The organism is Clostridium boliviensis (genome assembly GCF_033342255.1).
Lineage (GTDB): Bacteria > Bacillota > Clostridia > Lachnospirales > Lachnospiraceae > Lacrimispora > Lacrimispora boliviensis.
This window is the reverse complement of sequence record NZ_JAWONS010000324.1, coordinates 276,806-303,255: the sequence shown is the minus strand read 5'-3', so window position 1 is coordinate 303,255 and position 26,450 is coordinate 276,806. Positions and strand designations below refer to the sequence as shown.

27 protein-coding genes and 4 pseudogenes are annotated in these 26,450 nt (G+C 39.0%); 16 read left to right on the top strand and 15 right to left on the bottom strand.

Features of this window, described 5'->3' with window-relative positions; genetic code table 11:
- Positions 1 to 31 precede the first annotated feature (31 nt).
- The 3 genes from RZO55_RS23420 to dnaA all read right to left on the bottom strand — a co-directional run bounded on the left by RZO55_RS23420 (position 32) and on the right by dnaA (position 3,111).
- Entirely contained in the window at positions 32 to 310 is a 279-nt protein-coding gene (locus RZO55_RS23420; protein ID WP_439100077.1) for an RNA-binding S4 domain-containing protein, read from the bottom strand.
- Positions 311 to 357: 47 nt separating this feature from the next.
- Positions 358 to 1,479 carry a DNA polymerase III subunit beta gene (gene dnaN, locus RZO55_RS23415; protein WP_318066652.1) on the bottom strand — a complete coding sequence of 374 codons (1,122 nt, stop codon included), beginning with the start codon at positions 1,477 to 1,479 and terminating at the stop codon, positions 358 to 360.
- A gap of 258 nt (positions 1,480 to 1,737) precedes the next feature.
- Complete coding sequence (gene dnaA / locus RZO55_RS23410; RefSeq protein ID WP_318066651.1) at positions 1,738 to 3,111, bottom strand: chromosomal replication initiator protein DnaA; 1,374 nt, start codon at positions 3,109 to 3,111, stop codon at positions 1,738 to 1,740.
- 457 nt (positions 3,112 to 3,568) lie between these two features.
- Here dnaA and RZO55_RS23405 point away from each other — a divergent pair, with 457 nt between their 5' ends.
- Positions 3,569 to 4,198 carry an ECF transporter S component gene (locus RZO55_RS23405; protein ID WP_318066650.1) on the top strand — a complete coding sequence of 210 codons (630 nt, stop codon included), beginning with the start codon at positions 3,569 to 3,571 and terminating at the stop codon, positions 4,196 to 4,198.
- 50 nt (positions 4,199 to 4,248) lie between these two features.
- Here the strand turns inward: RZO55_RS23405 and RZO55_RS23400 are convergent.
- The 3 genes and pseudogenes from RZO55_RS23400 to RZO55_RS23390 all read right to left on the bottom strand — a co-directional run.
- Positions 4,249 to 5,244 (bottom strand): annotated as a pseudogene (locus RZO55_RS23400) (MGH1-like glycoside hydrolase domain-containing protein); the annotation flags it as partial.
- A gap of 21 nt (positions 5,245 to 5,265) precedes the next feature.
- On the bottom strand, positions 5,266 to 5,460 hold the full coding sequence (locus RZO55_RS23395; protein ID WP_336624356.1) for an ABC transporter permease family protein: 195 nt from the start codon (positions 5,458 to 5,460) through the stop codon (positions 5,266 to 5,268).
- The gene (locus RZO55_RS23390; protein ID WP_318066649.1) at positions 5,457 to 5,627 is read right to left on the bottom strand and encodes a hypothetical protein; all 171 of its coding nucleotides are present in this window, start codon (positions 5,625 to 5,627) and stop codon (positions 5,457 to 5,459) included. The genes RZO55_RS23395 and RZO55_RS23390 overlap by 4 nt, the downstream gene beginning before the upstream one ends.
- A gap of 226 nt (positions 5,628 to 5,853) precedes the next feature.
- On the opposite strand from RZO55_RS23390, the gene rpmH reads away from it, so the two are divergent.
- From rpmH to rsmG, 8 genes and pseudogenes are all read left to right on the top strand, one after another.
- On the top strand, positions 5,854 to 5,988 hold the full coding sequence (rpmH, locus tag RZO55_RS23385) for a 50S ribosomal protein L34 (RefSeq protein ID WP_013274848.1): 135 nt from the start codon (positions 5,854 to 5,856) through the stop codon (positions 5,986 to 5,988).
- Between the two features lie 72 nt (positions 5,989 to 6,060).
- On the top strand, positions 6,061 to 6,408 hold the full coding sequence (gene rnpA / locus RZO55_RS23380) for a ribonuclease P protein component (RefSeq protein ID WP_318066648.1): 348 nt from the start codon (positions 6,061 to 6,063) through the stop codon (positions 6,406 to 6,408).
- A gap of 4 nt (positions 6,409 to 6,412) precedes the next feature.
- A complete protein-coding gene (gene yidD, locus RZO55_RS23375; protein ID WP_318066647.1) occupies positions 6,413 to 6,628 on the top strand; it encodes a membrane protein insertion efficiency factor YidD in 216 nt (71 codons plus the stop codon).
- A gap of 19 nt (positions 6,629 to 6,647) precedes the next feature.
- Positions 6,648 to 7,928 carry a YidC/Oxa1 family membrane protein insertase gene (locus tag RZO55_RS23370; RefSeq protein ID WP_318066646.1) on the top strand — a complete coding sequence of 427 codons (1,281 nt, stop codon included), beginning with the start codon at positions 6,648 to 6,650 and terminating at the stop codon, positions 7,926 to 7,928.
- A gap of 12 nt (positions 7,929 to 7,940) precedes the next feature.
- The gene (gene jag / locus RZO55_RS23365) at positions 7,941 to 8,606 is read left to right on the top strand and encodes an RNA-binding cell elongation regulator Jag/EloR (RefSeq protein WP_318066645.1); all 666 of its coding nucleotides are present in this window, start codon (positions 7,941 to 7,943) and stop codon (positions 8,604 to 8,606) included.
- Positions 8,607 to 8,699: 93 nt separating this feature from the next.
- Entirely contained in the window at positions 8,700 to 10,079 is a 1,380-nt protein-coding gene (mnmE, locus tag RZO55_RS23360) for a tRNA uridine-5-carboxymethylaminomethyl(34) synthesis GTPase MnmE (protein WP_318066644.1), read from the top strand.
- Positions 10,045 to 12,004, top strand: a pseudogene (gene mnmG / locus RZO55_RS23355) (tRNA uridine-5-carboxymethylaminomethyl(34) synthesis enzyme MnmG). The gene mnmE and the pseudogene mnmG overlap by 35 nt, the downstream one beginning before the upstream one ends.
- Positions 12,005 to 12,014: 10 nt before the next feature.
- Positions 12,015 to 12,746, top strand: coding sequence for a 16S rRNA (guanine(527)-N(7))-methyltransferase RsmG (gene rsmG / locus RZO55_RS23350; protein WP_318066642.1), 732 nt, complete (start codon positions 12,015 to 12,017; stop codon positions 12,744 to 12,746).
- 70 nt (positions 12,747 to 12,816) lie between these two features.
- Here the strand turns inward: rsmG and RZO55_RS23345 are convergent, their stop codons facing one another.
- Positions 12,817 to 13,767: an alpha/beta fold hydrolase gene (locus tag RZO55_RS23345; protein WP_318066641.1), complete on the bottom strand. Its 951-nt coding sequence runs from the start codon at positions 13,765 to 13,767 to the stop codon at positions 12,817 to 12,819.
- A 229-nt stretch (positions 13,768 to 13,996) separates the two neighbouring features.
- Between RZO55_RS23345 and RZO55_RS23340 the strand changes: the two genes are divergently transcribed.
- Genes RZO55_RS23340 through RZO55_RS23330 form a run of 3 tightly spaced genes read left to right on the top strand, consistent with a single transcriptional unit; the run spans position 13,997 to position 16,245 of the window.
- Positions 13,997 to 14,767, top strand: a complete 771-nt coding sequence (locus tag RZO55_RS23340) for a ParA family protein (protein WP_318066640.1) — start codon at positions 13,997 to 13,999, stop codon at positions 14,765 to 14,767.
- Positions 14,768 to 14,769: 2 nt separating this feature from the next.
- Positions 14,770 to 15,714: a ParB/RepB/Spo0J family partition protein gene (locus RZO55_RS23335; RefSeq protein ID WP_318066639.1), complete on the top strand. Its 945-nt coding sequence runs from the start codon at positions 14,770 to 14,772 to the stop codon at positions 15,712 to 15,714.
- 24 nt (positions 15,715 to 15,738) lie between these two features.
- Positions 15,739 to 16,245, top strand: a complete 507-nt coding sequence (locus RZO55_RS23330) for a DUF4446 family protein (RefSeq protein WP_318066638.1) — start codon at positions 15,739 to 15,741, stop codon at positions 16,243 to 16,245.
- A gap of 198 nt (positions 16,246 to 16,443) precedes the next feature.
- On the opposite strand, the gene coaW is transcribed toward RZO55_RS23330, so the two are convergent.
- On the bottom strand, positions 16,444 to 17,286 hold the full coding sequence (gene coaW, locus RZO55_RS23325; RefSeq protein WP_318066637.1) for a type II pantothenate kinase: 843 nt from the start codon (positions 17,284 to 17,286) through the stop codon (positions 16,444 to 16,446).
- A 433-nt stretch (positions 17,287 to 17,719) separates the two neighbouring features.
- Here coaW and adhE point away from each other — a divergent pair, with 433 nt between their 5' ends.
- Positions 17,720 to 20,350 carry a bifunctional acetaldehyde-CoA/alcohol dehydrogenase gene (gene adhE / locus RZO55_RS23320; RefSeq protein WP_318066636.1) on the top strand — a complete coding sequence of 877 codons (2,631 nt, stop codon included), beginning with the start codon at positions 17,720 to 17,722 and terminating at the stop codon, positions 20,348 to 20,350.
- 109 nt (positions 20,351 to 20,459) lie between these two features.
- On the opposite strand, the pseudogene RZO55_RS23315 reads toward adhE, so the two are convergent.
- The 5 genes and pseudogenes from RZO55_RS23315 to RZO55_RS23300 all read right to left on the bottom strand — a co-directional run.
- A pseudogene (locus tag RZO55_RS23315) lies at positions 20,460 to 20,672 on the bottom strand (arsenate reductase/protein-tyrosine-phosphatase family protein); the annotation flags it as partial.
- A gap of 19 nt (positions 20,673 to 20,691) precedes the next feature.
- Positions 20,692 to 20,802, bottom strand: a pseudogene (locus tag RZO55_RS26060) (arsenical-resistance protein); the annotation flags it as partial.
- 14 nt (positions 20,803 to 20,816) lie between these two features.
- Positions 20,817 to 21,107 (bottom strand): thioredoxin family protein, encoded by a 291-nt coding sequence (locus RZO55_RS23310; RefSeq protein WP_318066634.1) that lies wholly within the window; start codon positions 21,105 to 21,107, stop codon positions 20,817 to 20,819.
- A 17-nt stretch (positions 21,108 to 21,124) separates the two neighbouring features.
- Positions 21,125 to 22,087, bottom strand: coding sequence for a permease (locus RZO55_RS23305; RefSeq protein WP_318066663.1), 963 nt, complete (start codon positions 22,085 to 22,087; stop codon positions 21,125 to 21,127).
- A 139-nt stretch (positions 22,088 to 22,226) separates the two neighbouring features.
- Positions 22,227 to 22,532, bottom strand: coding sequence for an ArsR/SmtB family transcription factor (locus RZO55_RS23300; RefSeq protein WP_318066633.1), 306 nt, complete (start codon positions 22,530 to 22,532; stop codon positions 22,227 to 22,229).
- Between the two features lie 172 nt (positions 22,533 to 22,704).
- Here RZO55_RS23300 and RZO55_RS23295 point away from each other — a divergent pair, with 172 nt between their 5' ends.
- The gene (locus tag RZO55_RS23295; protein WP_318066632.1) at positions 22,705 to 23,268 is read left to right on the top strand and encodes a PadR family transcriptional regulator; all 564 of its coding nucleotides are present in this window, start codon (positions 22,705 to 22,707) and stop codon (positions 23,266 to 23,268) included.
- A complete protein-coding gene (locus tag RZO55_RS23290) occupies positions 23,265 to 23,738 on the top strand; it encodes a flavodoxin family protein (RefSeq protein WP_318066631.1) in 474 nt (157 codons plus the stop codon). Before RZO55_RS23295 ends, RZO55_RS23290 begins: the two co-directional genes overlap by 4 nt.
- Positions 23,739 to 23,746: 8 nt before the next feature.
- Here the strand turns inward: RZO55_RS23290 and RZO55_RS23285 are convergent, their stop codons facing one another.
- Positions 23,747 to 24,556: an MBL fold metallo-hydrolase gene (locus RZO55_RS23285; protein ID WP_318066630.1), complete on the bottom strand. Its 810-nt coding sequence runs from the start codon at positions 24,554 to 24,556 to the stop codon at positions 23,747 to 23,749.
- 89 nt (positions 24,557 to 24,645) lie between these two features.
- Between RZO55_RS23285 and RZO55_RS23280 the strand changes: the two genes are divergently transcribed.
- Positions 24,646 to 25,278 carry a DUF3267 domain-containing protein gene (locus tag RZO55_RS23280; protein ID WP_318066629.1) on the top strand — a complete coding sequence of 211 codons (633 nt, stop codon included), beginning with the start codon at positions 24,646 to 24,648 and terminating at the stop codon, positions 25,276 to 25,278.
- Here the strand turns inward: RZO55_RS23280 and nudC are convergent, their stop codons facing one another.
- Complete coding sequence (gene nudC / locus RZO55_RS23275) at positions 25,279 to 26,145, bottom strand: NAD(+) diphosphatase (RefSeq protein ID WP_318066628.1); 867 nt, start codon at positions 26,143 to 26,145, stop codon at positions 25,279 to 25,281. It lies immediately after the preceding gene.
- Positions 26,146 to 26,450 lie beyond the last annotated feature (305 nt).

The window sequence follows — 26,450 nt, the reverse complement described above, 5'->3', positions numbered from 1 at the left end:
TTTCTGGACATAGAGGTATGATCTTATAGTATTACTCAATTTTTATACTATTTCCGTCAAAGGTGACTATATCCCCGCTTCTTAATTTCTTTCCACGCTGATACTCAGTCTCTCCATTTACGGAAACAAGACCATCCTCAATGACAAACTTTGCATCAACACCGGATCCTACCAGACCCGCAGCTTTTAAAGCCTGTCCCAACTTAATATACTCATCCCTTAATTTAATAGTTTCCATGATTTCCTCTTTCTTGTCCATGCTTTCTGGACATAAAGGTATGTCCGTAGGACGCTCCTCTTTCTTGTCCATGCTTTCTGGACATAAAGGTATGTCCGTAGGACGCTCCTGCAATAATTTTAAACCGCTGCTGCGTTAAAGTTAACAGGAAGAATTAAATAAATGTATTTTCCCTCTTCATCCCGTATAAAACAGGGGGATTTGGGATTTAACATATATACTGTTACTTCTTCATCATCAATGATCCTTAATGCATCGATCAGGAACTTTGGATTAAAGCCAATCATGATGTCACTTCCGGTTTTATGAGTTTCCACCTGGGCGTTCATGGATCCGAAGCTGGAATTCATGCGGAGTTCCATTTCCTGATCTTCGATATTAATAATAAGAGGTTTTTTATCGTTTTCTCTCACCAGGATGGTTGCCCGGTCAAGGCAGTCTAAAAGTTCTTTCTTGTTTACACTGACCTTAGTTTCATAATCACTGGACAGCATCTGGTCAATTCGGAAGTAATCCCCTTCAATCAGTCGGGATACAACGATTGTATCATCGAATTCAAACAGGATATGGTTGGTGCTGAAGAAGATGAGAACTTCTTTTTCGTTGTCTCCGCCGAGAATCTTGCTGATTTCATTTAGAGTCTTGCCAGGAACAATGACTTTTATATCACGATATGTATCTTTTAATTCAATATTTCGGATGGAGATCCTGTGACCATCCAGAGAAACCACTTTCAGCTGGTTCCCCGTAACCTGAAACAGTTCTCCTGTCATCATCTTATTGCTGTCATTGGGTGCAATAGAAAAGATAGTCTGTCTGATCACCTCTTTTAAAGAAAACTGGGATAAACAGATATAATGATCCCGCTCAATATAAGGTAAATAAGCAAATTCCTCTCCATCCCGGCCCTGTATATGGAAAATTGAGTTGTCACAGGAAATGGTTGTCGTAAATTTCTCATCACTTTCAATGGTTACCATGGAATCACCAGAAGAGGAGAGCTTTCTGACAATCTCGGAAAGAAGCTTGGCTTCCAAAGCTATTTTACCTCTCTCCAGGATGGTTCCTTCCACCTTAGTTTCAATACCAAGTTCCATATCATTGGCAGTGAGTTTAATCTCAGAACCGCTGGCATCGATAAAGATGCATTCCAGGATGTTCATGGTTGTCTTGCTGGGAACTGCTTTTAATACAATATTAATACCATTTAAAATGGCATCCTGCTTAAATGTCAGTTTCATAATTGTTGATAACTCCTTTGCTTTTAAAATAACGATAAATAGATAAATAATATAGTTTAATTTCGTCGTATTAGTAGTAGGGGCTGTGGGTTTGTGTAAAAGCCCTGATAACCGTTATAAAGCCTTGAGTTGTCCTGTTTATAACCATGTGAATAACGTCCACAAAACTGGAGGAAAAATGAAAGGTTATCCACAGCCCGATCAGAACCCTTGTGATACGCTTAATTATCCACATGATATTAACAGATGATTCACACCCTATTGTGGATTAATTTTCTTTTTTAATATCTCAATGGTGTTACTTAAGGTTTCATTCTTTTTTATATCGACGGAGATCTTCTCAATCCCATGAATGATAGTGGTATGATCTCTTCCTCCCAGAAATTTTCCGATCATCTGCAGTGGAGTTCCAACCATATCGCGGCAGAGATACATCACAATCTGGCGGGGATATACGATTTCCTTGTTACGTTTCTGAGAACAGATATCAAGCGGAGTCAGTCCATAGTGGTCAGCAACTACTTGAATAACCAGTTCCGGTGTAACTTCCCGCTTGTCATTGGGGGATATAATATCTTTTAAGGCTTCTTCAGCCAGCTCTACGGTGATTTCCTTATTGTCAAGGCGTGAGAGTGCAACGATTTTTGTCAGGGCGCCTTCCAGTTCCCGGATGTTGGATTTGATGTTTGTAGCTATGTATTTGATTACCTCGTTGTCGATGTTATAGCCTTCCATTTCCTCTTTTTTACGAAGAATGGCCATTCTGGTTTCATAATCAGGAGACTGTATGTCCACTGTTAAGCCCCATTCAAAACGGGAACGGAGACGTTCTTCCAGAGTCTCAATTTCTTTTGGCGGTTTATCAGATGATATAATAATCTGTTTCTTCAATTCATATAATGCGTTAAATGTATGGAAGAATTCTTCCTGTGTACTTTCCTTACCTATAATAAACTGGATATCATCAATTAAAAGTACATCATTATTTCTGTACTTCTCCCTGAATTCAGTGGGAGAGAAGTTATTCTTGTTTCGGATCGCATCAATCAGCTCGTTGGTGAATTTCTCACTGGTCACGTAAAGAACCTTTGCATTCGGATTGTTCTTTAATATGAAATGACCGATGGAATGCATTAAATGGGTTTTCCCCAGTCCCACACCTCCGTAAATAAAAAGAGGGTTATAAATTTCACCGGGAGATTCAGCAACTGCTAAGGATGCTGCGTGTGCCAGATTATTATTAGCACCTACAACAAAGGTGTCGAAGATATATTTTGGATTTAAATTTGCGTTTATAATTGCGGACTGACTGACCGCATTCACTGTATTTGTAATTAGTGTATTGCCTGCAGGAGCGGGAGCTTCCTTTTGAATCTGATTTTCCACAACAAAATCAACGCTGCATTCAAAACCAGTTACTTCTTCTATGGTTATTTTTAGAAGAAACCCGTATTTTTTGCGGATGTATCCCAGGAATTCGACATCCGGCACCGTGACGATTACCTTTTCTTCGTCAACGGAATAAACTTTTAGCGGGAGAAGCCAGGTTTTGAAAGAAACATCTGTAATTTCGTGCTCTTCTTTTAAATTCAATAAGATTTCGTCCCATTTTTCCTTTAACTTTTCTAACATTGTATGTCTCCTACATCTATTAAAATGCAAATATGCGCATTAGCCCAATCTACAGTTCATTCTATACTATTTTGTAATAATTTTCAATGATAATAGTAAAAAATTGTGGATAAGTGTGTGAAAGAGGTGTGAATAGCCTGTGTATGGATTGTTGATAAGCATCCAGAGAGAAAGTTGTCCACAAAAAGTGGGATTTTTAAAGTTAAGTTATTCACATCCGGAAAATATTGAATTTATCAAAATGTTCAGGACAGGCTTGTGCACAAAAAAAGGTTATCAAGATACTATCCATAGAGTTATCCACAAGTTATCCCCATTATGTTGATAACTTTATGTAAATTAACAAAGTGTTGTCTATTAAATAACAGCATTGACGGATAATGGTGTATTATGTATAATGCAGTTGTAACCAGATGCATTGTATCTTTTTAAAGAACAGTAGCACAGGAGGAAAAATATGAATTCACAAAACAAAACACGCAGCATGGTACTGGCAGCTATATTTGTTGCTCTTATCATCATTTTGGCGTTTACGCCCTTTGGATATATTCCGCTGGGATTTATGAACGCCACCATCATTCACGTACCGGTCATTATTGGAGCCATTATACTTGGACCAAAATATGGCGGTTTTCTGGGAATGATTTTTGGACTGACAAGTCTTTGGAAAAACACCAACATGCCAAATCCCACTTCTTTTGTCTTCTCACCATTTATTAAAGTGGGAGAGTATGGAGGCAACTTTGGAAGTCTGATTATCTGCATGGTGCCGAGAATTCTGATTGGAATTGTGGCATATTACGTATTTAAGGGAGTTTTAAAAGCCTTAAAGGGAAGTAAGATGAGAATGACTGCAGCACTTGCGGCGGCAGGAGTTGCCGGATCTTTAACCAACACATTGCTGGTAATGAATCTGATTTATTTTCTTTTTGGTAAAGAGTATGGTCAGGCAGCTAAGGGGCTGACGGATGGAATTTATTCAGTAATTATTGGTATTATCTGTATCAATGGAATTCCGGAGGCAATTGTAGCGGCAATTTTAACGGTTGCCATTACCCAGGCGCTTTTAAAGGTAATGAGAAATTAATAGATAAAAAAGTCTCCGGGAACCAGGCCGGAGACTTTTTTTGTGGGTAATCAGTATACTTTTATGTTATTTAAGTCAGCGTTGTCAGCGAGTTTCTTTATATAAAGAAGATTTCCCTGCAGATCTGTTATGATTTTTAAATTTTTTCCTGACTGAAATACTTCTTTTCCATCAATATAGGCATGGGAATTTATTTTTGAATTTATGATTTTAAAGGAGTGGTTTCCCCAAATCTGCTCATAGCTGCTTTCGTATTCTCCATAAGTTCCCCAGAAGACAAGGTTTTGCTCCAGGTGTATGCCAAACATCCGTGAAGTATATTCCATTACGGATAACATGGCAGGTCCGTATGAATCCTGAAGACCATCCAGCGATATTAAGGATGGAGCTCCTGTAAAAGGATCGTATTGCTGGACGAAAATACAGGAATCCCCAATAGCTTGAAATAGTTTTTCTCCCAGTTTTGGAATTAGAAAATCAAAATTATAATTTTCTAATGCACGAATGGCTCTTTGATAGGTCAATGCCTCACATTGTCTGCTCCAGTTATTGGTTTTTATATTGCGGAAAAGAGGATCATTAACCGCCACGGAGGGGAGCGGCATATATGTCCAGAATTCCTCTGGATTTAATAAGTGTTTTGTTACGAAACGCTGGGCCATGGAGTCAGTAAAGCTGTTCCAGTACATGGCTCTTAAATTATTATGGATTAAAACATTCAGTGTACGGTGATATTTATCACGATCAAAGCAGGCATCCTTTGATTCAATCCAGAGATAGTCTTTGATGGTTTTCTGGATGGATGCAGCCTTTTCCTTCCACTTGTTTTTACGGTTCTCGTTTCCTTGTATGGAACTGATTCTGGATAGGGTTTCTCTTGCAGAATAAGAAAAGCTCATAACATCTAAATAAGCCATGGGTACTGCTTTACAATGTGTTGGCGGTGTTTCTTTGCTCCATGAATCGGGAGCATCATAATAGCGTATTGCATGATCTTCTCCTGTGTCGTATTTGCACCAGCTTTCCAGACAGCCATCTCTGTCTGAATCCCTGGTTTTCCATGTTTATTATCCTTTGATTCCGCTTCCGCTGATCCCTTCAGCCAGATAGCGGTTAAAAAATAAGAAGATAAGAAATACAGGGATCAGTGAGAGCGTTGACATGGCAAACATTGCACCGTAATCGGTTGTGGATGTTGAATCAGCAAAATTCTTGATTGCGACTGAAGCAGTGTACATTCGGGGTTTACTTAAATAAATCATGGGAGACATAAAATCATCCCATCCCAGTTAATTAAGTCTGTGCTGGTATAGCAGTCAAAACCGGAGGCGGCCATCCAGCAGGTTTTGGCTCTTGTACCATAAAGGTAATAGATACCTTCTGAGAGAAGTACATAAGGATCTCTGATATTAATTTCTTCACTTTTCATTGCAGTAACCCATCCTTTTTTGAAAGTTATATAGTTTTATTTATTATACTGTAAAAATCCGGAATGTGGAAAATAATAGAAGTCAAATGAAAACTTATATTTTTCCCTTGACTAACCATGCTTTGTTCTATATAATTGATATGATGTTTAATTAAAAATAGTCTCAATATGTTTCATCATATTGCCTATGATAAGCTATTGTAACAAGAGGAGGTGTCCGTATATTATGAAAATGACGTTCCAGCCAAAAAAGAGACAAAGATCAAAAGTTCATGGTTTCAGAGCCAGAATGAGCACTCCAGGCGGAAGAAAAGTTTTAGCTGCCAGAAGAGCAAAAGGAAGAGCAAAATTATCAGCTTAATGGACCAGGCCGCAAGTAATTGTGGCCTTTTCTTTTCTCAAATTCCAGATAAACGGAAAAGGAAAGATTTGAATGAAACATTTTAATTCGATTAAAAAAAACAGGGATTTCAGAGAAGTATATCAGAGTGGAAAATCCCTTGCTAACAGACTTCTTGTCATGTATGTTTTAAAGACGGACAGGCCGGATACAAGAATCGGTATTTCGGTAAGCAAGAAAGTAGGAAACAGTATTGTAAGGCATCATATAACCAGATTAATCAGAGAAAGCTTCAGGCTACATGAAGATATGGTTGAGACAGGATTAGACATCGTGGTCGTTGTGAGAACAGCGGCAAAAGAAGAAAAATACAAGACAATTGAAAGTGCATATCTGCACTTGTGCGGACTTCATAACATTTTAAAAAAAGAATCGAAGTGATCTTATGGTAAAAAAAATCATGATTTTAATGATCAGGGGATATCAGAAATATCTGTCTCCTCTGAAGATAAGAACTCACTGTATTTACACACCTACGTGTTCTCAATACGCCATTGAGGCACTCCAAAAGTATGGTGTGTTAAAAGGTACGTTTTTGGCTTGCAAAAGAATTATTCGGTGTAACCCTTTTGCAAAAGGCGGTTATGATCCAGTTCCGTAGTTGATGAGGAGGTAGTTCATTGGAATTCTTAGTACTCACTAAGGTAGGAGGCGTTTTGGGCCCTTTTGCAACTGTTTTAGGTGTGATCATGGATTTACTTTTCCAGATGACCTCTGCAGTTGGAATCCAGAACATTGGTTTATGTATTATTTTATTTACTGTCGTAACAAAGCTTTTAATGTTCCCGCTGACCTTAAAGCAGCAGAAATCATCAAAGCTGATGAGCGTTATGCAGCCGGAACTTACAGCCGTTCAGGCAAAGTATAAAGGAAAAACTGACCAGGAATCCATGAGAAAACAGAACGTGGAGATGCAGGCAGTCTATGAAAAGTATGGGACATCCATGACCGGAGGCTGTGTTCAGCTGGTGATCCAGATGCCTATTCTGTTTGCTCTTTATCAGGTTATTTATCATATTCCTGCTTATGTACAGAGTGTGAAAGCTGTTTACGTTAATGTAGTAACTGCAATTACAACTCTTGGAGGAGATCATGTTGCTCAGCTGACACAGTTTGCTTCAGATCACAAAGTTACAATGTCAAGAATCGGAGATTTGAATTCCAGCAATGGAATGGTAGATTTCTTATATCAGCTGAATCCGGATCAGTGGAATGCTTTAAAAAATCTCTATCCGACCATCCAGGACACCATTACCACCAATGCTGCTCAGATTGAGCATATGAATTCATTTCTTGGAATTAATCTTGCTTCAACACCGGCAAGTGTTATTTTTCCAAGCGGAGGCGGTTTCCATTTAAGTCTGGCGCTTCTGATTCCTGTTCTGGCAGGTGCAAGCCAGTGGTTCAGTACAAAACTTATGACTGTGAACCAGCCTCAGAAGGGAGCAGATGAGGGGAATGCAATGGCACAGTCCATGAAGAGTATGAATACGGTGATGCCTTTGATGTCTGTATTCTTCTGTTTCACATTTGCTTCTGGTATTGGTATTTACTGGATTGCTTCCAGTGTAGTCCAGATCATTCAGCAGGTTTTGGTAAATCGCCATTTAAACAGCATCGATATGGATGAGATGATTAAGAAGAATCTGGATAAAGCGAATAAAAAACGTGCGAAGAAAGGTCTTCCGCCCCAGAGTGTATCTCAGAATGCCACTGCAAGCCTTAAGAATCTGCAGGCAACTAATGAGAAGGCAGAAGAAGAACTCAATGCTAAGATAGAAAAAGCAAAGGAGCAGGTGAAGGCTTCTACAGATTATTATAAAGCTGGAAACTCTGATCCTAACAGCATTTCTGCCAAAGCACGTATGGTTTCGAAGTACAACGAAAAGCACAGCAAATAGGAGGGGTGACCTATGGATATGATTACAGTTTCAGCAAAGACCGTTGATGAAGCAATTACAAAAGCATTAATCCAACTGGAGACAACCAGTGATAAACTGGAGTATGAAATTGTTGATAAAGGAAGTAATGGTATTCTGGGATTTATCGGTTCAAAGCCAGCTGTTATCCGTGCAAGGAAGAAAGAAACCTTGGAGGACATGGCAATGACTTTTCTTTCCGATGTATTTGGTGCAATGGATTTAACTGTTTCCTTGGAAACGGAATTTGATGAAGGGGAACGAGAACTCTCCATCAACATGTCTGGTGACGATATGGGAATCCTGATTGGAAAGCGTGGACAGACTTTGGATTCACTGCAGTATCTGGTAAGTCTTGTTGTTAATAAGGAAAGCGAAGAATATATCCGCGTAAAACTGGATACGGAGAATTACAGGGAGCGGAGAAAAGAGACGCTGGAAACTCTGGCTAAGAACATTGCTTATAAGGTAAAGCGTACCAGAAGACCGGTTTCTCTGGAACCTATGAATCCATATGAGAGAAGAATTATACACTCCGCACTTCAGAATGACAAGTTTGTTGTAACAAGAAGTGATGGGGAAGAGCCATTTAGACATGTGGTGATATCCTTGAAAAAGGAACATATTAAAAAAGAGCGGTATCAGGATCGAGATAAATAGTCAAACAACAATGAGGGGTTGGGGCTGTCGGAAGGCACCCTCACCCCTTTTCTCACGCCGGTATGTTCGCTGGCGTACAACAGGTGGCAGAAAATGAAGATGAATACGATAGCGGCGATAGCCACAGCGATGTCAAGTTCCGGAATCGGAATTGTGAGAATCAGTGGCGAGGAGTCATTTCAGATTATAGACAGGATTTTTAAAGGAAAAGGGAAACGGGTTAAAAAGATTTCGGATCAAAAGTCTCACACGGTTCACTATGGATTTATTTATGATGGGGATGAACTGATTGATGAGGTTCTTGTATTAATTATGAAAGGTCCTGGCAGTTATACCGGAGAGGATACGATTGAGATTGACTGTCATGGAGGCGTTCTGGTGACAAAAAAGATACTTCAGACCGTTTTGAAATATGGAGCAAGGCCAGCTGAGCCAGGTGAATTTACGAAACGGGCTTTTTTAAGCGGAAGGATTGATTTAACGCAGGCAGAAGCAGTGATTGATGTGATTAACGCAAAAAACCAGTATGCGTTAAAATCATCAGTCGGTCAGTTGGAGGGAGCTGTATCTAAACGTGTCCGTGCATTGAGAGAAGTTATTATCTATCATATTGCATTTATTGAATCTGCACTGGATGATCCGGAGCATATCTCTCTGGATGGGTATCCTGAGACTCTGCTTCAGGCGGTTGCACCTTTAAAGGAAGAGTTAAAGCGGCTGATTCGTTCCTCTGAGAACGGAAGAGTTCTTTCAGAAGGAATTGAGACGGTTATTATGGGAAAGCCCAATGCTGGGAAGTCTTCATTGCTAAATGTTCTGGTGGGAGAGGACCGTGCTATCGTGACTGATATAGCCGGAACAACCAGGGATACTTTAAAGGAACAGATCATGCTGGAAGATTTAAGCCTGAATATGATCGATACTGCGGGAATCCGTAATACGGAGGATGTAGTGGAAAAGATAGGAGTTGAAAAGGCCAGACATGCAGCAGAGGGAGCCGATTTAATTATCTATGTGGTGGATGGTTCCTGCCCGCTTGACGAGAATGATGAGGAGATTCTGACTTTTATTGAAGAAAGGAAAACAGTCATCGTTTTAAATAAATCAGATCTGTCCATGGTTGTAACACCTGAAATGTTAAATATGAGAACCAGTCATAAGGTGATAACCGTTTCAGCCAGAAACCGCTTGGGTATCGAGGAACTGGAACATGAAATTAAGACGATGTTCTATGAGGGTGAAATTGATTTTAATGACCAGGTTTATATCACAAATGTAAGACAGAAAAATGCACTTGAAGAAGCCTTAAAAAGTCTTGGTATGGTAGAACAGAGCATACATGGCGGTATGGCGGAGGACTTTTGTTCCATTGACTTGATGGATGCCTATGAGCAGCTCGGAATCATTCTGGGAGAGTCCGTGGAGGATGATCTGGTCAATGAGATATTCAGCAAATTCTGTATGGGAAAGTAAGGATCAGAAAAGAGGAGATAAAGATGCAGTATTTAGAGGAGTCTTATGACGTTGTAGTGGTCGGCGCTGGTCATGCCGGCTGTGAGGCTGCCCTGGCATGCGCCAGGATGGGCCTTGAAACAATTATGTTTACGGTCAGCGTGGACAGTATTGCCCTGATGCCCTGTAATCCCAATATCGGGGGAAGTTCAAAAGGCCATCTGGTGAGAGAACTGGATGCTTTAGGCGGAGAAATGGGCAAGAACATAGACAAGACGTATATTCAGTCAAAAATGCTTAACCAATCCAAAGGACCTGCTGTCCATTCTTTAAGGGCACAGGCGGATAAACAGGATTATACAAGATCTATGAGAAGCGTTCTGGAGAATACGGACCATCTTACCATCAGACAGGCAGAGGTATCAGAGATACTGACTGATCAGGGGGTTCTGTCAGGGGTTAAGACTTACTCCGGAGCTGTTTATCATTGTAAAGCAGCTGTTCTTGCAACAGGAACTTATTTAAGAGCAAGATGTATTTACGGTGATGTAAGCAATTATACAGGCCCAAACGGACTGCAGGCAGCAAACCACTTAACAGACTCCTTAAAGGCCAATGGAATTGAAATGCGGCGCTTTAAAACAGGTACTCCTGCGAGAGTAGATAAGCGTAGTATTGATTTTTCAAAGATGGAAGAGCAGCTGGGGGATGAGAGAGTAGTACCATTCTCTTTTTCTACAGATCCAGAATCCATTAAGAAAGAGCAGATCTCCTGCTGGCTGACTTATACCAACAGCAGCACCCATGAAATTATCAGAGATAATCTGGACCGTTCCCCTCTGTATTCTGGTGCGATTGAAGGGACAGGACCCAGGTATTGTCCATCCATCGAGGACAAAGTGGTCAAATTTCCGGATAAAGACCGCCACCAGGTATTTGTTGAGCCAGAGGGGCTTTATACCAATGAAATGTATTTAGGCGGAATGTCCAGCTCCCTTCCGGAGGATGTTCAGTATGCCATGTACAGGACTGTGCCGGGACTGGAGAATGTAAAAATTGTGAGGAATGCCTATGCTATTGAGTATGACTGTATTAACTCCGGACAGCTGAATGCCGCTTTGGAATTTAAAGCTGTCAGCGGTTTATTCAGCGGAGGTCAGTTTAATGGAAGCTCTGGTTATGAAGAGGCGGCTGTTCAGGGATTTATGGCAGGGGTTAATGCTGCAATGAAGATTATGGGGAGAGAGCCGGTTATATTAGATCGCTCCCAGGCATATATCGGTGTTTTGATTGATGATCTGGTTACCAAGGAAAATCTTGAACCTTATCGTATGATGACATCCAGGGCAGAGTACAGGCTTTTACTGCGTCAGGACAATGCAGACCTTCGTCTGATGGGAATTGGACATGAAATAGGTCTTGTCAGTGATGAAAGGTATGAACAGCTGTTAAAGAAGGAACAGGCAATTGATTTGGAAATTAAGCGTCTGGAATCAACGAATATCGGAGCATCTGAAAAGGTGCAGAATTTTTTGGAGACCAATGGCAGCACGGCTCTCAAAACAGGTACAACCTTAGCAGAATTGGTGCGCAGACCGGAATTGAATTATATTATGTTAACTGATATTGATGAGAAGCGAGTACCTCTTCCTGAAGACGTGGTAGAGCAGGTGGATATTAATATTAAGTATGAAGGATATATTCGCAGACAGAAACAGCAGGTGACACAGTATAAGAAACTGGAGAATCGAAAGCTGCAGATGGATTTTGATTATGCGGAAGTGAAGGGACTGAGGAGAGAAGCAATTCAAAAGCTGAATTTGTATAAACCGATGTCTATTGGACAGGCATCCAGAATATCAGGAGTATCTCCTGCAGATATCTCGGTACTGCTGGTTTACTTAGAACAGATGAGATACCATAAAAATGCGGATCAGAAGGAATAAGGAGAAAAGTATGACGGAAGCTTTTTATGAGAAGTTTCAGAGAGAATTAAAGTTATTATCTATAGATTTAGAAAAAAAGCAAATGGATCAATTTTTTGAATATTATGAGCTATTGATTGAATGGAATAAGGTCATGAATCTTACTGCTATCACTGAGTTGGACGAAGTAATAACGAAACATTTTGTTGACAGCTTATCTTTGATTAAGGCAAAGAAAGATTTGGACTCATTACCATATAATATTATCGATGTTGGGACAGGCGCAGGGTTTCCAGGAATACCATTAAAGATCGCTTTTCCTCAGCTGCGTATTACTTTAATGGATTCATTAAATAAGAGAGTTAATTTTCTTAATGAAGTAATAAAGAAACTGGAATTAAAGGATATCGCATCGATTCATGGAAGAGCGGAAGATTTAGGCAGAGATTTAATACATCGGGAACAATATGATCTATGTGTTTCCCGGGCTGTAGCAAATCTAAGTACATTATCAGAGTATTGTATGCCTTTTGTTAAAGTGGGTGGATGCTTTATACCATATAAATCCGGTAAGATAGATGAAGAGTTGACAGAAGCAAAACATGCTGTATTTCTTCTTGGGGGTAAAATAGAGAGAACAGAACGATTTTTATTACCTGGGACAGAAGCAGAGAGATCATTTATAGAAATTACAAAAGTAAATAGTATCTCTAAGAAGTATCCGAGAAAGGCCGGATTACCTTCAAAGGAACCGTTAAAATAAAATGTTTCACGTGAAACATCCAAGAGGTTAATGTTGATCTCAATAGGAATGTTTCACGTGAAACATTTTTTTATAAAAAGTACATTTGAATTAATTGATATAGACTGGTTGGATTCTCCATTTGAGGAAGATATTTACTATTAGGTATTAAAGAACTCTCTATGGCTGGATTACACTTCTGATATTCAAGTATAACATCATTGATATGATCCATTTCCTGTCCACCTGTAATATATATGCTGTTATTAATTTTTTTAAGTGCATTTGTCACATTACACTTAGTATAGTTACACTTTACACTTGCATATAACGATTTTGGTGAGTCTCCTAAATGAGCCGCTTCATGATAGGCGTCAATTATGGAATTTTTCACAGAATACGGATTGTAAAAAAAGTTCTTTGTAAATTCTTCTCGTATCGATTGTTTACTCACTGATATATGGTAGAGAAGAGTACCTATTATAGGAAGATCCAGAATAAACTTATAAACTTTGGAATGGTTATTGGGAATCTGGTTGCAGGTCAAAAGACTCTCCGGATTTATAAGCATAATTTGATCAAATAATTCGGGTGAATTGTTACATGTCATAAGTGCCAATGCTGTTGAGGCACCTGTAGCAATTACATTAGTTCGATGTCCAATTTCTGATTTAATAAAATCAGTGATCATCTGTACATAGAGATAGTTTGTATAAGTTAAATCTGGTTTTTCTGACCGGCCGCATCCAAGCAGGTCGATGGTATAAACAGTATACTGTTCCTTTAATAAGGAAATTAAACTATTCCATTCGTAACCATTAGAACATGCTGTTAAATCATGAATTAACAGAAGTGGTTTTCCTGAACCTGTTTTCGTATAATGTATATTGCCAAAACGCCATTTATAACATAAGGATTTTGAATCTGCCAGTATGTTTTTTGATGATGCAGACAGTTTGACGAATTTATTAATAACTGCAGTGGTCGCAGCTGTACTTGCTGAAAGAATGAGTAGAGTTAGTAATTTACTCGTAGTTTTCATTATTTACCTCCTGATAACGGATAATCTCTTCTTATTATAATATAATCAATATAGACTTACAACGGAAAACATATTAATTTATTCTTAAACTTGGAAGAATGTTTCACGTGAAACATTTTTTGTAAATTATGTATTTTTTTTACTTCAAACCATAGGAAAAAAAAATAAAGTATGATATACTCTAGTTTGAACTGCAATTTCCGGACGTAGTAACAGGAGAAAATTAAAAATGGGAAGAATCATTGCGATAGCAAACCAGAAAGGCGGAGTCGGTAAAACGACTACTGCAATTAACCTATCAGCTTGTCTTGCGGAGTCAGGACAACGGGTATTAGCTGTGGATTTTGATCCACAGGGAAACGAAACCAGTGGGCTTGGTATGGAAAAGTCAACAATTGAGCGTACCATCTATGATCTGTTGGTAGGAGAGTGTGAAATAGAAGAATGTTTGATTACTAACGTTCAGGATAATCTGGATCTATTGCCATCAAATGTGGATCTGGCTGGAGCTGAGATAGAGTTGTTAGAAATCGAAAATAAGGAGATGCTCCTTAAGTCATATCTTGAAAAAATCAAGAAAAACTATGATTTTATTATTATAGATTGTCCTCCGTCATTGAGTCTATTGACAATTAATGCCTTATCTGCAGCAAACACCGTATTAGTACCCATCCAGTGTGAATATTATGCATTGGAAGGACTTAGCCAGGTATTAAAAACAGTGAATTTGGTAAAAAAGAAATTGAATCCTTCTTTGGAAATGGAAGGAGTTGTATTTACTATGTATGATGCAAGAACCAATCTTTCCTTGGAAGTTGTAGAAAGTGTTAAGAACAATTTAAATCAGAACATCTATAAAACAATCATACCCAGAAATGTCAGACTGGCGGAGGCTCCCAGCCATGGAATGCCGATTAATTTATATGATTCCAGGTCAGCGGGGGCAGAAAGCTACCGGTTACTGGCGGCTGAAGTTATAAGCAGAGGAGAAGAGATCTAGATATGGCAAAGAGAACAGGTTTAGGAAAAGGGCTTGGTGCGATTTTTGGAGATGAAGTAATGGAATCTGCAGCAGAAGAACAGGAAATAAAAAATCATAAGGAAGCTGAACATACGGCAGCATTGTCGGATAAAGGAAAATCGGATTTAGATACAGGGAAAGAGATATTTATAAAAATATCAATGATTGAGCCTAATCATAATCAGCCGCGAAAGGAATTTCGTGAAGACGCATTACTGGAACTGGCTGAATCCATGAAGGAATATGGTGTCTTACAGCCTCTTCTGGTTCAAAAAAATGGTGAGTTTTATGAGATTATTGCTGGAGAACGGAGATGGCGCGCTGCAAAAATGGCTGGTTTAAAAGAAGTTCCGGTAGTGATCAGGGAATATACGAAGCAGCAGTCTATGGAAATTGCTCTAATAGAAAATGTGCAGCGAGAAGATTTGAATCCTATAGAAGAAGCCAGGGCATATTCTATCTTAATGCAGGAGTTTGGATTAAAGCAGGAAGAAATAGCAGCACGTGTTGCTAAAAATCGGGTTACCATAACGAATAGTATGCGGTTATTAAAGCTGGATGAGCGGATTCAGGAAATGCTGATTCAGGATCAGATTAGCAGCGGACACGCCAGAGCTTTGTTAGCAGTAGATGATCGGGATTTACAATATCAGCTTGCCGGTAAAATTGTGGCTGAAAATCTCAGTGTCCGAGAAGTGGAAAAACTTGTAAAATCTTTGTCAAAAAAGAAAGAACCAAAGGAAGCCAGGGAAGAGGATGAAAGCATTTCCTTAATTTTCCGGGAACTGGAAGATCGAATGAAAACTGCCATGGGCACAAAAGTCAGCATTAACCGCAAGGATAAAAATAAAGGAAGAGTCGAAATCGAGTACTATTCTGAGGCAGAATTGGAAAGAATAGTAGAGTTATTAGAATCCATAAGATAACATCATGGAAGTGAGGACGAAAGAATGGATAACAGTATATTAAATCAGCTGCCGGTTGATCCTGCCTTTTTGATCATTGGATTATCTGTGCTTACATTAATACTGCTGATCGTCGTGATTATATGTATTATTCAAATTAGAAAGCTGTACCGAAGATATGATTTTTTCATGAGAGGCAAAGACGCAGAAACGCTTGAAGGCATTATCATAGAACAAATGGAAGATATTACTCAGTTAAAAGCGGAAGATCGAGCCAATAAAGATTCTCTGAGAAATACAAATAAAAATTACAGAAGTGCATTTCAAAAATTTGGTCTTGTAAAGTATAACGCTTTTAAAGGTATGGGAGGTAATTTAAGCTTTGCTATGGCGCTACTGGATTATACAAACAGCGGATTTGTACTGAACTCGGTTCATAGCAGAGAAGGCTGTTATATCTACATTAAAGAAGTAGAAAGAGGAGAGACAGAAGTACTGTTAGGCAGTGAGGAGAAAGATGCTCTGGAGCGGGCATTAGGATATCATTCTTAAAAACACGGTTATTACCGTGTTTTTTATTATAATTTATTCACCGGCACTTTTTATCTGGCTACCTATAATTGGAATATGGAACAGCTTTAAGCAGATTGTATTCAGTTGACAATAATTTAATGGAAGTCTTCTATTTACAAAATGCCAAAGCTGTAATCCAGTCACATACCAGTGAAAAAAGAGAAATTATATTCTTAATTAACGGATCTCAGTCTTCTCCATATGGTGTTCTTCGGTGAGAGCCGCACCGATAGCAGTACCATACTCTGCCTGTTCCGGTATAATAAAGTGAACATCAAACATGGTTTCCAGGGATTGAAAAATCTCCCGGCATTGAGGAAATCTGGAAAGATTTCCCGTCATGACAAAATCGTTAATGTTGCTGTTTAATGATGATAAGATGGCGGACTTTCCAATTACCTGAAGTACCATATGAATAATACCAATAGCAATATCTTCATCTGATACAAAACCTCTTACTTTTCCGAAGTTTGATGCAGTAGCGTTTAATGGCAGTCCTGGAAGAGGGGATCTTGATATATCCTGAATCTGTAAATCAATATTACTTAGATTTCCTCTGCTGGCCAGATCCATAATATGCGAGATATCCTGAGTTTTTAACAGCAGACTGGAAAGACCGACAATGGTTCCTCCTCCGATTCCGATCCCACCGGTGTGAACGATGGACTCTCCATTCACCTGAACAAGGGAAGTACCTGTTCCCATACTAACTACGATTAAATCTTTTAATCCGGTAAAATACTGTCCGCCCAGGCCATTGCAGGTAAATTCATTCACTTTATAGGTTGGGATTCCGTAAAGAGGCTGCTCCACATAAGCACTTCCTACGCCTGTAATCATGATTTTTTCTATTTCATTTAACTGAATATTGTTATCATAGATAAACTTCCCCAGAGCTCCAAATAAGGAAGCAATTGGGTTATCTGCTTTTACAAAAGTTGGTATTTTTAATTTATGATCCTGAAATCCAACAATCTTTGTTGTACTGCCTCCAAGATCAATTCCAATGGTTATTTTCATAAATATCCCCTTAAATCGTGTTATCTGATTTAGCCTGCATAAACCTTTTTTTAGCAGGTAGTAAGGCTAACTATACCATAATTATAGTTACATCACAAGTTTTTAAATAGGTTCAAAGATGCGTGATAAAAACGAAGTATTTCCTTATATATACTGGGTGAAATTTGATGGTAATTTAATGTATAAGGGTTTGTTAATTATTTTATATTAATAATAACCCTTAAAACCCTTTGTTTTATCGGAGTTATTTGATTTTACCTGATTTTTATATAAGTAAAAAAGTATTTATTAAAAATACATAAAAATTTTATCGAACGATGTATATTTTTGTGAGTTATAACATTGACAAAAAAATAACGATAGAATATAATAAAATCATAAAGATCGTTAAAAAAATATCGATTAAGAAACTAATGGGATTGCTGCTTTAAAAATGGAGGAAATTCAAATGGCAAAAAAAGAAGAACTGGTTAAGGTTCCCCAGATAATTGATAGTGTAGATACCTTGGTTGCTAAAATGGAAGCAATGAGAGAGGCTCAGAGAGTCTTTGCAACATTTACACAGGAGCAGGTTGATAAAATTTTCTATGAGGCAGCAAGCGCTGCGAATAAATTGAGAATCCCTCTTGCTAAGATGGCTGTTGAGGAAACAGGCATGGGTGTTGCAGAGGATAAAGTAATTAAAAACAATTATGCCGCTGAATATATCTATAATTCTTACAAAGATACAAAAACCTGCGGTGTGATTGAAGAAGATAAAGCTTTTGGTATTAAGAAAATTGCAGAGCCAATCGGTCTGATTGCAGCTGTTATTCCTACTACAAACCCTACATCAACTGCAATATTCAAAACACTGATCAGTTTAAAAACAAGAAATGCAATTATCATTTCCCCGCATCCCAGAGCAAAGAACTGTACGATTGCTGCTGCTAAGGTAGTTCTTGAAGCGGCTGTCAAGGCAGGTGCACCAGAAGGAATTATTGGCTGGATTGATGTACCTTCTCTGGAATTAACAAACGAGGTTATGAGAAGTGCAGATATCATTCTGGCAACGGGTGGTCCTGGAATGGTTAAGGCAGCTTATTCTTCAGGAAAACCGGCTCTGGGCGTAGGTGCAGGTAATACACCGGTTATCATTGATGATACGGCTGATGTTAAGATGGCAGTAAATTCCATCATTCATTCCAAGACTTTTGATAATGGTATGATTTGTGCTTCTGAACAGTCTGTTACAGTTCTTGATAAAGTTTATGACGCAGTTAAGAAAGAGTTTGCAGCAAGAGGCTGCTACTTCTTAAAGGGCGATGAAATTGAAAAAGTACGTAAAACCATTATTATTAATGGAGCACTTAATGCCAAGATTGTTGGACAGAAGGCACATACCATTGCGAAGCTTGCAGGTGTTGAAGTTCCGGAATCAACCAAGATCTTAATTGGTGAGGTGGAAAACGTTCATATTGAGGAAGAATTTGCACATGAAAAGCTGTCACCGGTTCTGGCAATGTATAGAGCAAAAACCTTTGACGAGGCAATTGAAAAGGCAGAACAACTGGTTGCAGACGGTGGCTATGGTCATACAGCTTCCCTCTATGTGAATGTAAATGAAACTGAAAAAATGGCAAAACATGCAGCTGCAATGAAGACCTGCCGTATTCTTGTTAATACTCCATCTTCTCATGGCGGTATCGGCGATATCTATAACTTTAAGTTACAGCCATCTCTGACTCTGGGATGCGGTTCCTGGGGCGGAAACTCTGTTTCTGAAAATGTTGGCGTAAAACATTTGCTGAATATTAAAACCGTTGCTGAGAGGAGAGAGAACATGCTGTGGTTCAGAAATCCGGAAAAAGTTTATTTCAAAAAGGGATGTATGCCGGTTGCCCTTAGTGAGTTAAAGGATGTATATAACAAAAAGAGAGCATTTGTAGTAACAGACTCTTTCCTTTATATGAATGGCTATACCAAGGCAATTACTGATAAACTGAATGAAATGGGAATTGTTTACACAGTATTCTCAGATGTTCAGCCTGATCCGACCCTTGCGAATGCTGAGGCCGGTGCAGCAGCTATGAAGGCATTCCAGCCGGATACAATCATCGCACTGGGCGGCGGTTCTGCAATGGACGCTGCAAAAATCATGTGGGTAATGTATGAGCATCCGGAAGTGGACTTCCAGGATATGGCGATGCGTTTCATGGATATCCGTAAGAGAGTATACACATTCCCGAAGATGGGTGAGAAAGCTTATTTTGTAGCAATTCCAACCTCTTCCGGTACTGGTTCTGAGGTGACTTCTTTCGCAGTTATTACAGACCAGAATACAGGAGTTAAATATCCGCTTGCAGATTATCAGTTAATGCCGAATATGTCCATTGTTGATGCAGATAATATGATGAGCCAGCCAAAGGGTCTGACCAGCGCTTCTGGTATTGATGTACTGACTCATGCGCTGGAAGCATACGCATCTGTTATGGCTTCTGATTACACAGATGGTCTTGCGCTGAAGGCTATGAAGAATGTATTTGAATACCTGCCAACTGCTTATAACGATGGAACCAATGTTGAGGCCAGATGTAAGATGGCAGATGCTTCCTGTATGGCTGGTATGGCATTTAACAACGCATTCTTAGGAGTATGCCATTCTATGGCACATAAATTAGGCGCTTACCATCACATTCCTCATGGTGTGGCAAATGCACTCTTAATTACTATGGTTATGGAATTCAACGCTTCAGAAGTACCTGCTAAGATGGGAACCTTCCCACAGTATCAGTATCCCCATACACTTGCCAGATATGCAGAATGCGCACGTTTCTGCGGAATTGATGGTAAAGACGATGCGGATGTATTAAAGAAATTCATTGCTAAGATTGAAGAATTAAAGAAGGCCGTTGGAATTAAGGCAACAATTAAAGATTACGGTGTAGATGAGAAGTATTTCTTAGACACGCTGGATGAGATGGTTGAGAATGCATTTGATGATCAGTGTACCGGTGCAAACCCAAGATATCCGCTGTTCAGTGAGCTTAAGGAAATGTATTTAAAGGGTTACTACGGTAAATAAATAGAAACATGGAAAAAGAACGGATTTGAATTGATTTTCAAATCCGTTCTTTTTTTGTGAATAACTAGATTTTTTTCTGTTTAATGCGCTCTTTTAAGTCGGTTATTTTATCCGTGATCACTGAAAGGGTTTTTGAAAATTCCATATCAATTCCATAGAGCTGCTTCATTAACCGCACTGCGTCCTGATTGATCTGCGGCTTTGTATCTGTACCCGCAGAATAGCTTTCAAACACATCTCCTGCAAGATGTTTGCCTAATGCTTCTGCAATCTGGCTTCTGCAGGAATTATGAACGCATATAAATGCTACTTTTGGTAACATGGTAAGTCCCTCCCATTAATTATGACGAAAACCATCCTCGTGTTTTATTTGCAGCCTGCACCAATAGGAGCATCACAGGGACCTCAACAAGAACTCCAACAATGGTGACCAGTGCTACAGAGCTACCCAGACAGTTAAATACCGTTAACCCCTGATTTTTTTAATTAAATCAATAACTTCCTCTTTTTTTAATACTTTACCATAGGAAGCGACCTTGCCATCAATAATAAGTGCTGGAGTTGACATAACACCATAGGTCGCAATTTCAGCAAAATCGGTAACATGATCAATGGAAGGGTCTAAGCCCAGCTCAGACAGAGCTTCTTTTGCTGCATTCTCCAGCTGATTGCATTTAGCACAGCCAGAACCCAGTACCTTAATGGGGGAATCGTTTCTTTTTCCTGTTTCTTCTTTTTTCTTTCCAAATAAACTCATAAATATACCTCCTGAAATTAGATAAATAAGAATTGAAATAAATTAAATAAATAACCGACTATAGTGATACCTGCAACACAGATTGCAATGAATACACCCAGCAGTTTTGGTTTAACTGCCTTACGCAGCATGATCATTGACGGAAAGCTGAGGGTGGTTACCGCCATCATAAAGCTGAGGATCGTACCAAGCTGTGCTCCTTTATAAAGCAATGCTTCAGCAATGGGAATGGTGCCGAAAATATCCGCGTACATGGGGACACCGATTAGTGTTGCCAGAATTACACCAAATGGATTGTTTGATCCCAGAACTGCATTAATCCAGGATTCCGGTATCCAGTTGTGTATGACCGCACCGATACCAACGCCCACCAGAATGTAGGGAAATACTTTTTTAAAGGTAGATAAAGCCTGGTCTTTCGCATAGATGACTCTGTCTTTTTTGGAGAGTGTGGGAGATTCAATATCCACTTTACTGGCATTGCGGATAAATTCTTCGACGTAGTTCTCCATGTGAAGTGCCTCGATGATTGTTCCTCCTATAACAGCAATCACTAAACCAATCAGTACATATGCAGCTGCCACTTTTACGCCAAAAATGCTCATTAGAAGAACTAAACTTCCAAGGTCCACCATTGGAGATGAAATGAGGAATGAGAATGTCACACCCAGGGGAAGACCTGCACTGGTAAAGCCGATAAAGAGTGGTATGGAAGAACAGGAGCAAAAAGGGGTGACGGTTCCAAGGAGTGCTGCAATTACATTCGCCCAGATTCCATGAAAACGACCCATGATCTTTTTACTGCGCTCAGGAGGAAAATAACTCTGGATATAGGAAATAAGGAAAATAAGGAAACAAAGAAGCACGGTTATTTTTATCACATCGTAAAGAAAAAACTGTATGCTTCCGCCTAGACGGCTGTTGATATCAGTACCAAGAGAAGACAGCATATTTCCAATCAGTTGATTCAGCCACTTCATACCCAGTATCTGTTCCTGAAAAATATTCCAGGCTACTTGTAAGGTGTTCAAAATAATTCCTCCAATCAATTATTCATATCAAAAAAACTTGATGTATTTAGTGAAAGAAAAACCATCCAATCGATGGCCTCTCTGACATTTAATATTCATCAGGTACCTGCCGGGTATTCGGTGTCGTCAGCTGTACCAGTAATTCTGCGGCATATTTACTGCCGGATTCGCTCAGACGGTAGTGAGTCCATTTGCCCTCCTGCCGGCTGTCCACCACGCCTGATTCACATAAAATCTTCATGTGATAGGACAAAGAGGACTGACCGATTTCCATTTGGTCAATGAGTACGCAGGCGCACTTTTCACCACTGCGAAGAAGCTCAAGAATTGCAAGACGCTTCTCATCGCAGAACGCCTTGAAAATCCTGGCATTTTTTTCATGAGTATTATCCAAGCATATCACCTCAAATCAAAATATTTTGATATGAAAAGTATATGCGCAATATTGAAAAATGTCAATATAAAAGTATTACTTTTTTGGAATACTGATAAATACTATATTTTACTTGCATAATGTATCAATATGATATATTATAATACTATATTAAAGATAAGGGGAAGTACAAATGAAAGAAAACACAGGAAAGTCAAAATATGTAATGCTTGGGATGCTTGCCCGTATGCCGCTGACGGGTTATACAATAAAAAAGTGGTTGGAAAACGAATACAGCCATTTCTGGCAGGAAAGCTATGGTCAAATATATCCTACATTAAAAGCACTGGTTGCACAGGGGCTTGCAGTCAGCTCCAGCGATGGGGAACATGGAAACGGACGGGGGCAAATTGTATACAGCATTACGGAAGAGGGAAGAAAAGAACTTTCAGACTGGCTGTATGAGAAGCCCGAGATAGAGAAGCTCCGTTATGAGATACTTCTTAAGATTTCTTTTGGTGAGAATACCCAGCCTGACGTTTTAATCGGTCATCTGGATGATTTTATCATAAGAAATGAGGAATTAATAAGAAATATGAGTGAGTATATGGAACAGATGGACCAGTTTAAAGATCAGGGGATCAATTGTACTTATAGTCATTTGACGGCACTTTGCGGTGTTTATGTTTATTCTGCTATGAAGGATTGGGCTGAGAAAGCTAAAAAAATTATTTCTGAGAAAGGGGAACCATCATGAGTGTTTTAGTAGTATATTTTTCATTTGAGGGTAATACGAAATCAGTTGCAGAGACGATCGGACAAACATTACATGCGGACATAGTTGAATTAAAAACTAGCAAGAACTATCCGACAGTGGGGATTGGTAAGTACTTCTGGGGTGGAAAGAGTGTTGTTTTTGGAGATAAACCTGCGTTAACAAATGAAAGAATTAATTTAAGCCATTATGATACGATAATAATCGGAACTCCGGTATGGGCGGGGTCATTTGCACCACCCATAAGAAGTTTCGTTAATGATTATCAGATCAGGAATAAGCAGATTGCAATTTTTGCAAGCCATGGAGGCGGCGGAGCAGTAAAGTGTTTTGCCAAACTAAAGGAAGCTCTGCCTGAAAATAAATTTATTGGTGAAGTTGCTTATGTTGGGCCGAAGAAGAATCCGGAGAGTCTTGAGAGTGCTGCAAAGTGGGCAGAGGGGCTTTTATAGAATGGTTTTTATATCTTGATTGTGAGACCGACACCGACTTCATTCAGAGGTATGAAGCTGTTTATTTTAGCCTTAACCTTAAATGAAACGCAATGGCATGGGTATAACTCACATATGTTGTTGTCAAGAAAGTACTGTATTGTATGATCAAGTCTGGTGTCAGTTTCGAAAAGATGAAAGCCACCTATCACACCTAGAACAGTATTGTTTTTACAAATCATTTTAGCATATTCAATGATGTTGCAAATACCACTGTGAGAGCAGCCTGTAATAATGAACAGTCCTTTGTCGGATTGATAGACAAGGGCGGAATCATCCATGACGTAATCAACCTGGTATTGGTTATGAGACGTTTTCTGCTTACCGATAGGATTTCTTAGTTCAAAATTATGAAGGCTGGGGATTTCTCCTAAGAAAATTATATTTTTGCTTATAGGGACTGGATGTTTTGAAACAGATAAAGTACAGGAGTTATCTGCTGATGCTTTAGTAAGACCAGAACTTATACTTTCACCGGAATCTATTTTTTCTTTAAAAGCATCTGGATGAGCAAAAAGTTTTACATGGGATAAGTCATATTGATTATTTAAGAAATGGAAACCACCGGTGTGATCATTGTGGCCATGGGAAAATACAATCTTTGTGATATCGGCTAAATTAATATGTAATTTATCTGCGTTGCTGATTAATACATCAGAATATCCTGTGTCGAACAATATTTTTTCATCTTCATCTTCAATATAATAACTGACAGCAGGCTCTCCTAAGAAGTATCTGTCAATGAATGTATTATTATCAACTAATACGGTTAGCTTCATAATGTTCTCCTATGGGTTCATTTATGAATGTTATAATATCATATAGAACAGTAAATTACCATTATATATAAATGTAACGAGGTGACGGAATGAAATTAATAAAAAAAATACCGCCAGAAAACAAGCAAACGACAATGTTTCTTAACGATCAGGCCTGGATTCGTTTAAAGGAACCAAAATCTGTATCGGCAGCTATTTTATGGTCAATGCCTATCAGTATTCTACTGATGCTGTCAGGCGCTGCGTGGTGTTACTATCTATACCCTCCGTTTCAGGAGCTGCTTTCCGGAGAGCAGGGATTTTCGATGGAAATTACAATCGGTATAGAGATTGTGTATTATCTGCTGGGGATGTTTTTATGCCTTGTGATACATGAGCTGATTCATGCGGCATTTATACCAAAGGTATGGAAATCAGACAAGACTTACTGGGGATTTAACGGATTGTTTGGTTTTGTATTTACGGAAGAGGTTCTTTCAAAGAAAAGAATGGTTGTAATATCACTAATGCCGCTGTTGATTCTATCCTTTGCAATACCGTTACTACTGGCTGGTGCTGGTCTTCTAAATGGCTATTTAGTTTTTTTGAGTGTGTTAAATGCAGGAGGTGCCTGCGTTGATGTCCTGAATGTGATTCTGATTCTTTCACAGGTTCCAAAGGGAGGAGATCTTGTTGCAAATGGATATGCAACTTTTTACAAAAATACAGGAAGGAAAGCCTGACTAGGCATTTCCTTCCTGTATTTCGTTTATTTTTCCATTTTTAAATAACAGAATCATCTCGTGGGTCAGGCTGATATTGGTAAAATCATCGGGGATATCCTCAGGAGCCATCCAGACTGCTGTGGATAACTCGGTTTCATCCAGCGTAACTTGTGGAGAACCATCAAGCTCCGCCCAATACCCAACTAGAATAGAATCAGATATTCCCCAGGGCTGGTTTTTATAATACCGTATATTTTTTACCCGAAGACCGACTTCCTCCATGACTTCCCGGTTTACCGTATCCTCTAAAGTTTCACCAAATTCTGTGTATCCAGCTATAAGTGCGTAACGGGTGTATTCTCTTCCTGCATATTTTGTCAGAAGCAGTTTACCATCATGGATAATACCTACAATGACGGCGGGTGATATCTTGGGGTAGACGGTATTGCCACAGGAAGAACAGACCATGGAACGTTCTTTTTTACTTTTAATCATTTCAGCACCGCAGCATCCGCAGTAACGGCTGGCTGAATAGAACCGGTGAAGCTGGGAAGCACAAACAGCAGAAAAGGATAACCACATTGGGGTTAATTCCCGTAATATGCTGACTTTATTCAGGCAAAGACCATGAGTATCCGTAAGAGTTACACTGGCTTCATCTACAAGAAAAAAATCCATGTGATCAATGGAAAACAGAAAATCACAATGAGACTTAAACCGGCTGCGATCCTCTTCGCTTAAAGAAGAAAATCTGGGAACGGCTTTGGTGTCACCTTCAGTTAAACAGATTGCTCCATCTGAAAAGTAGTAAAAAAAGCTGTCATCAGTGGGCGATTTTACTTCAAATTCATTGTGAAATACATGGGGGAAAATATCCTGAATCATAAGTTTAAGACCTTCTTTTTCGTAATTATCATTTAGACAGTTCAATCTATTTTAGAATTAATCAGTCTTTCTGTCAAGATGGCGGGAGGATTAGCATTTTACAAAAGTCCACTAAAGGTCCTTCTTTCATAGCAACTTTCATTTTTTCTTCTATTGTCATCATATATATCCCTTTCACTTTTTTAGTTTATTTTTTATCCTTACCTTTATTTTTACATATTTAAAAATTATTGTAAACACCTAATATATATCAGGTTAACAACTAGGGCAAAAGTGGGTTTAATTGGTAAAAACAAACAATATAT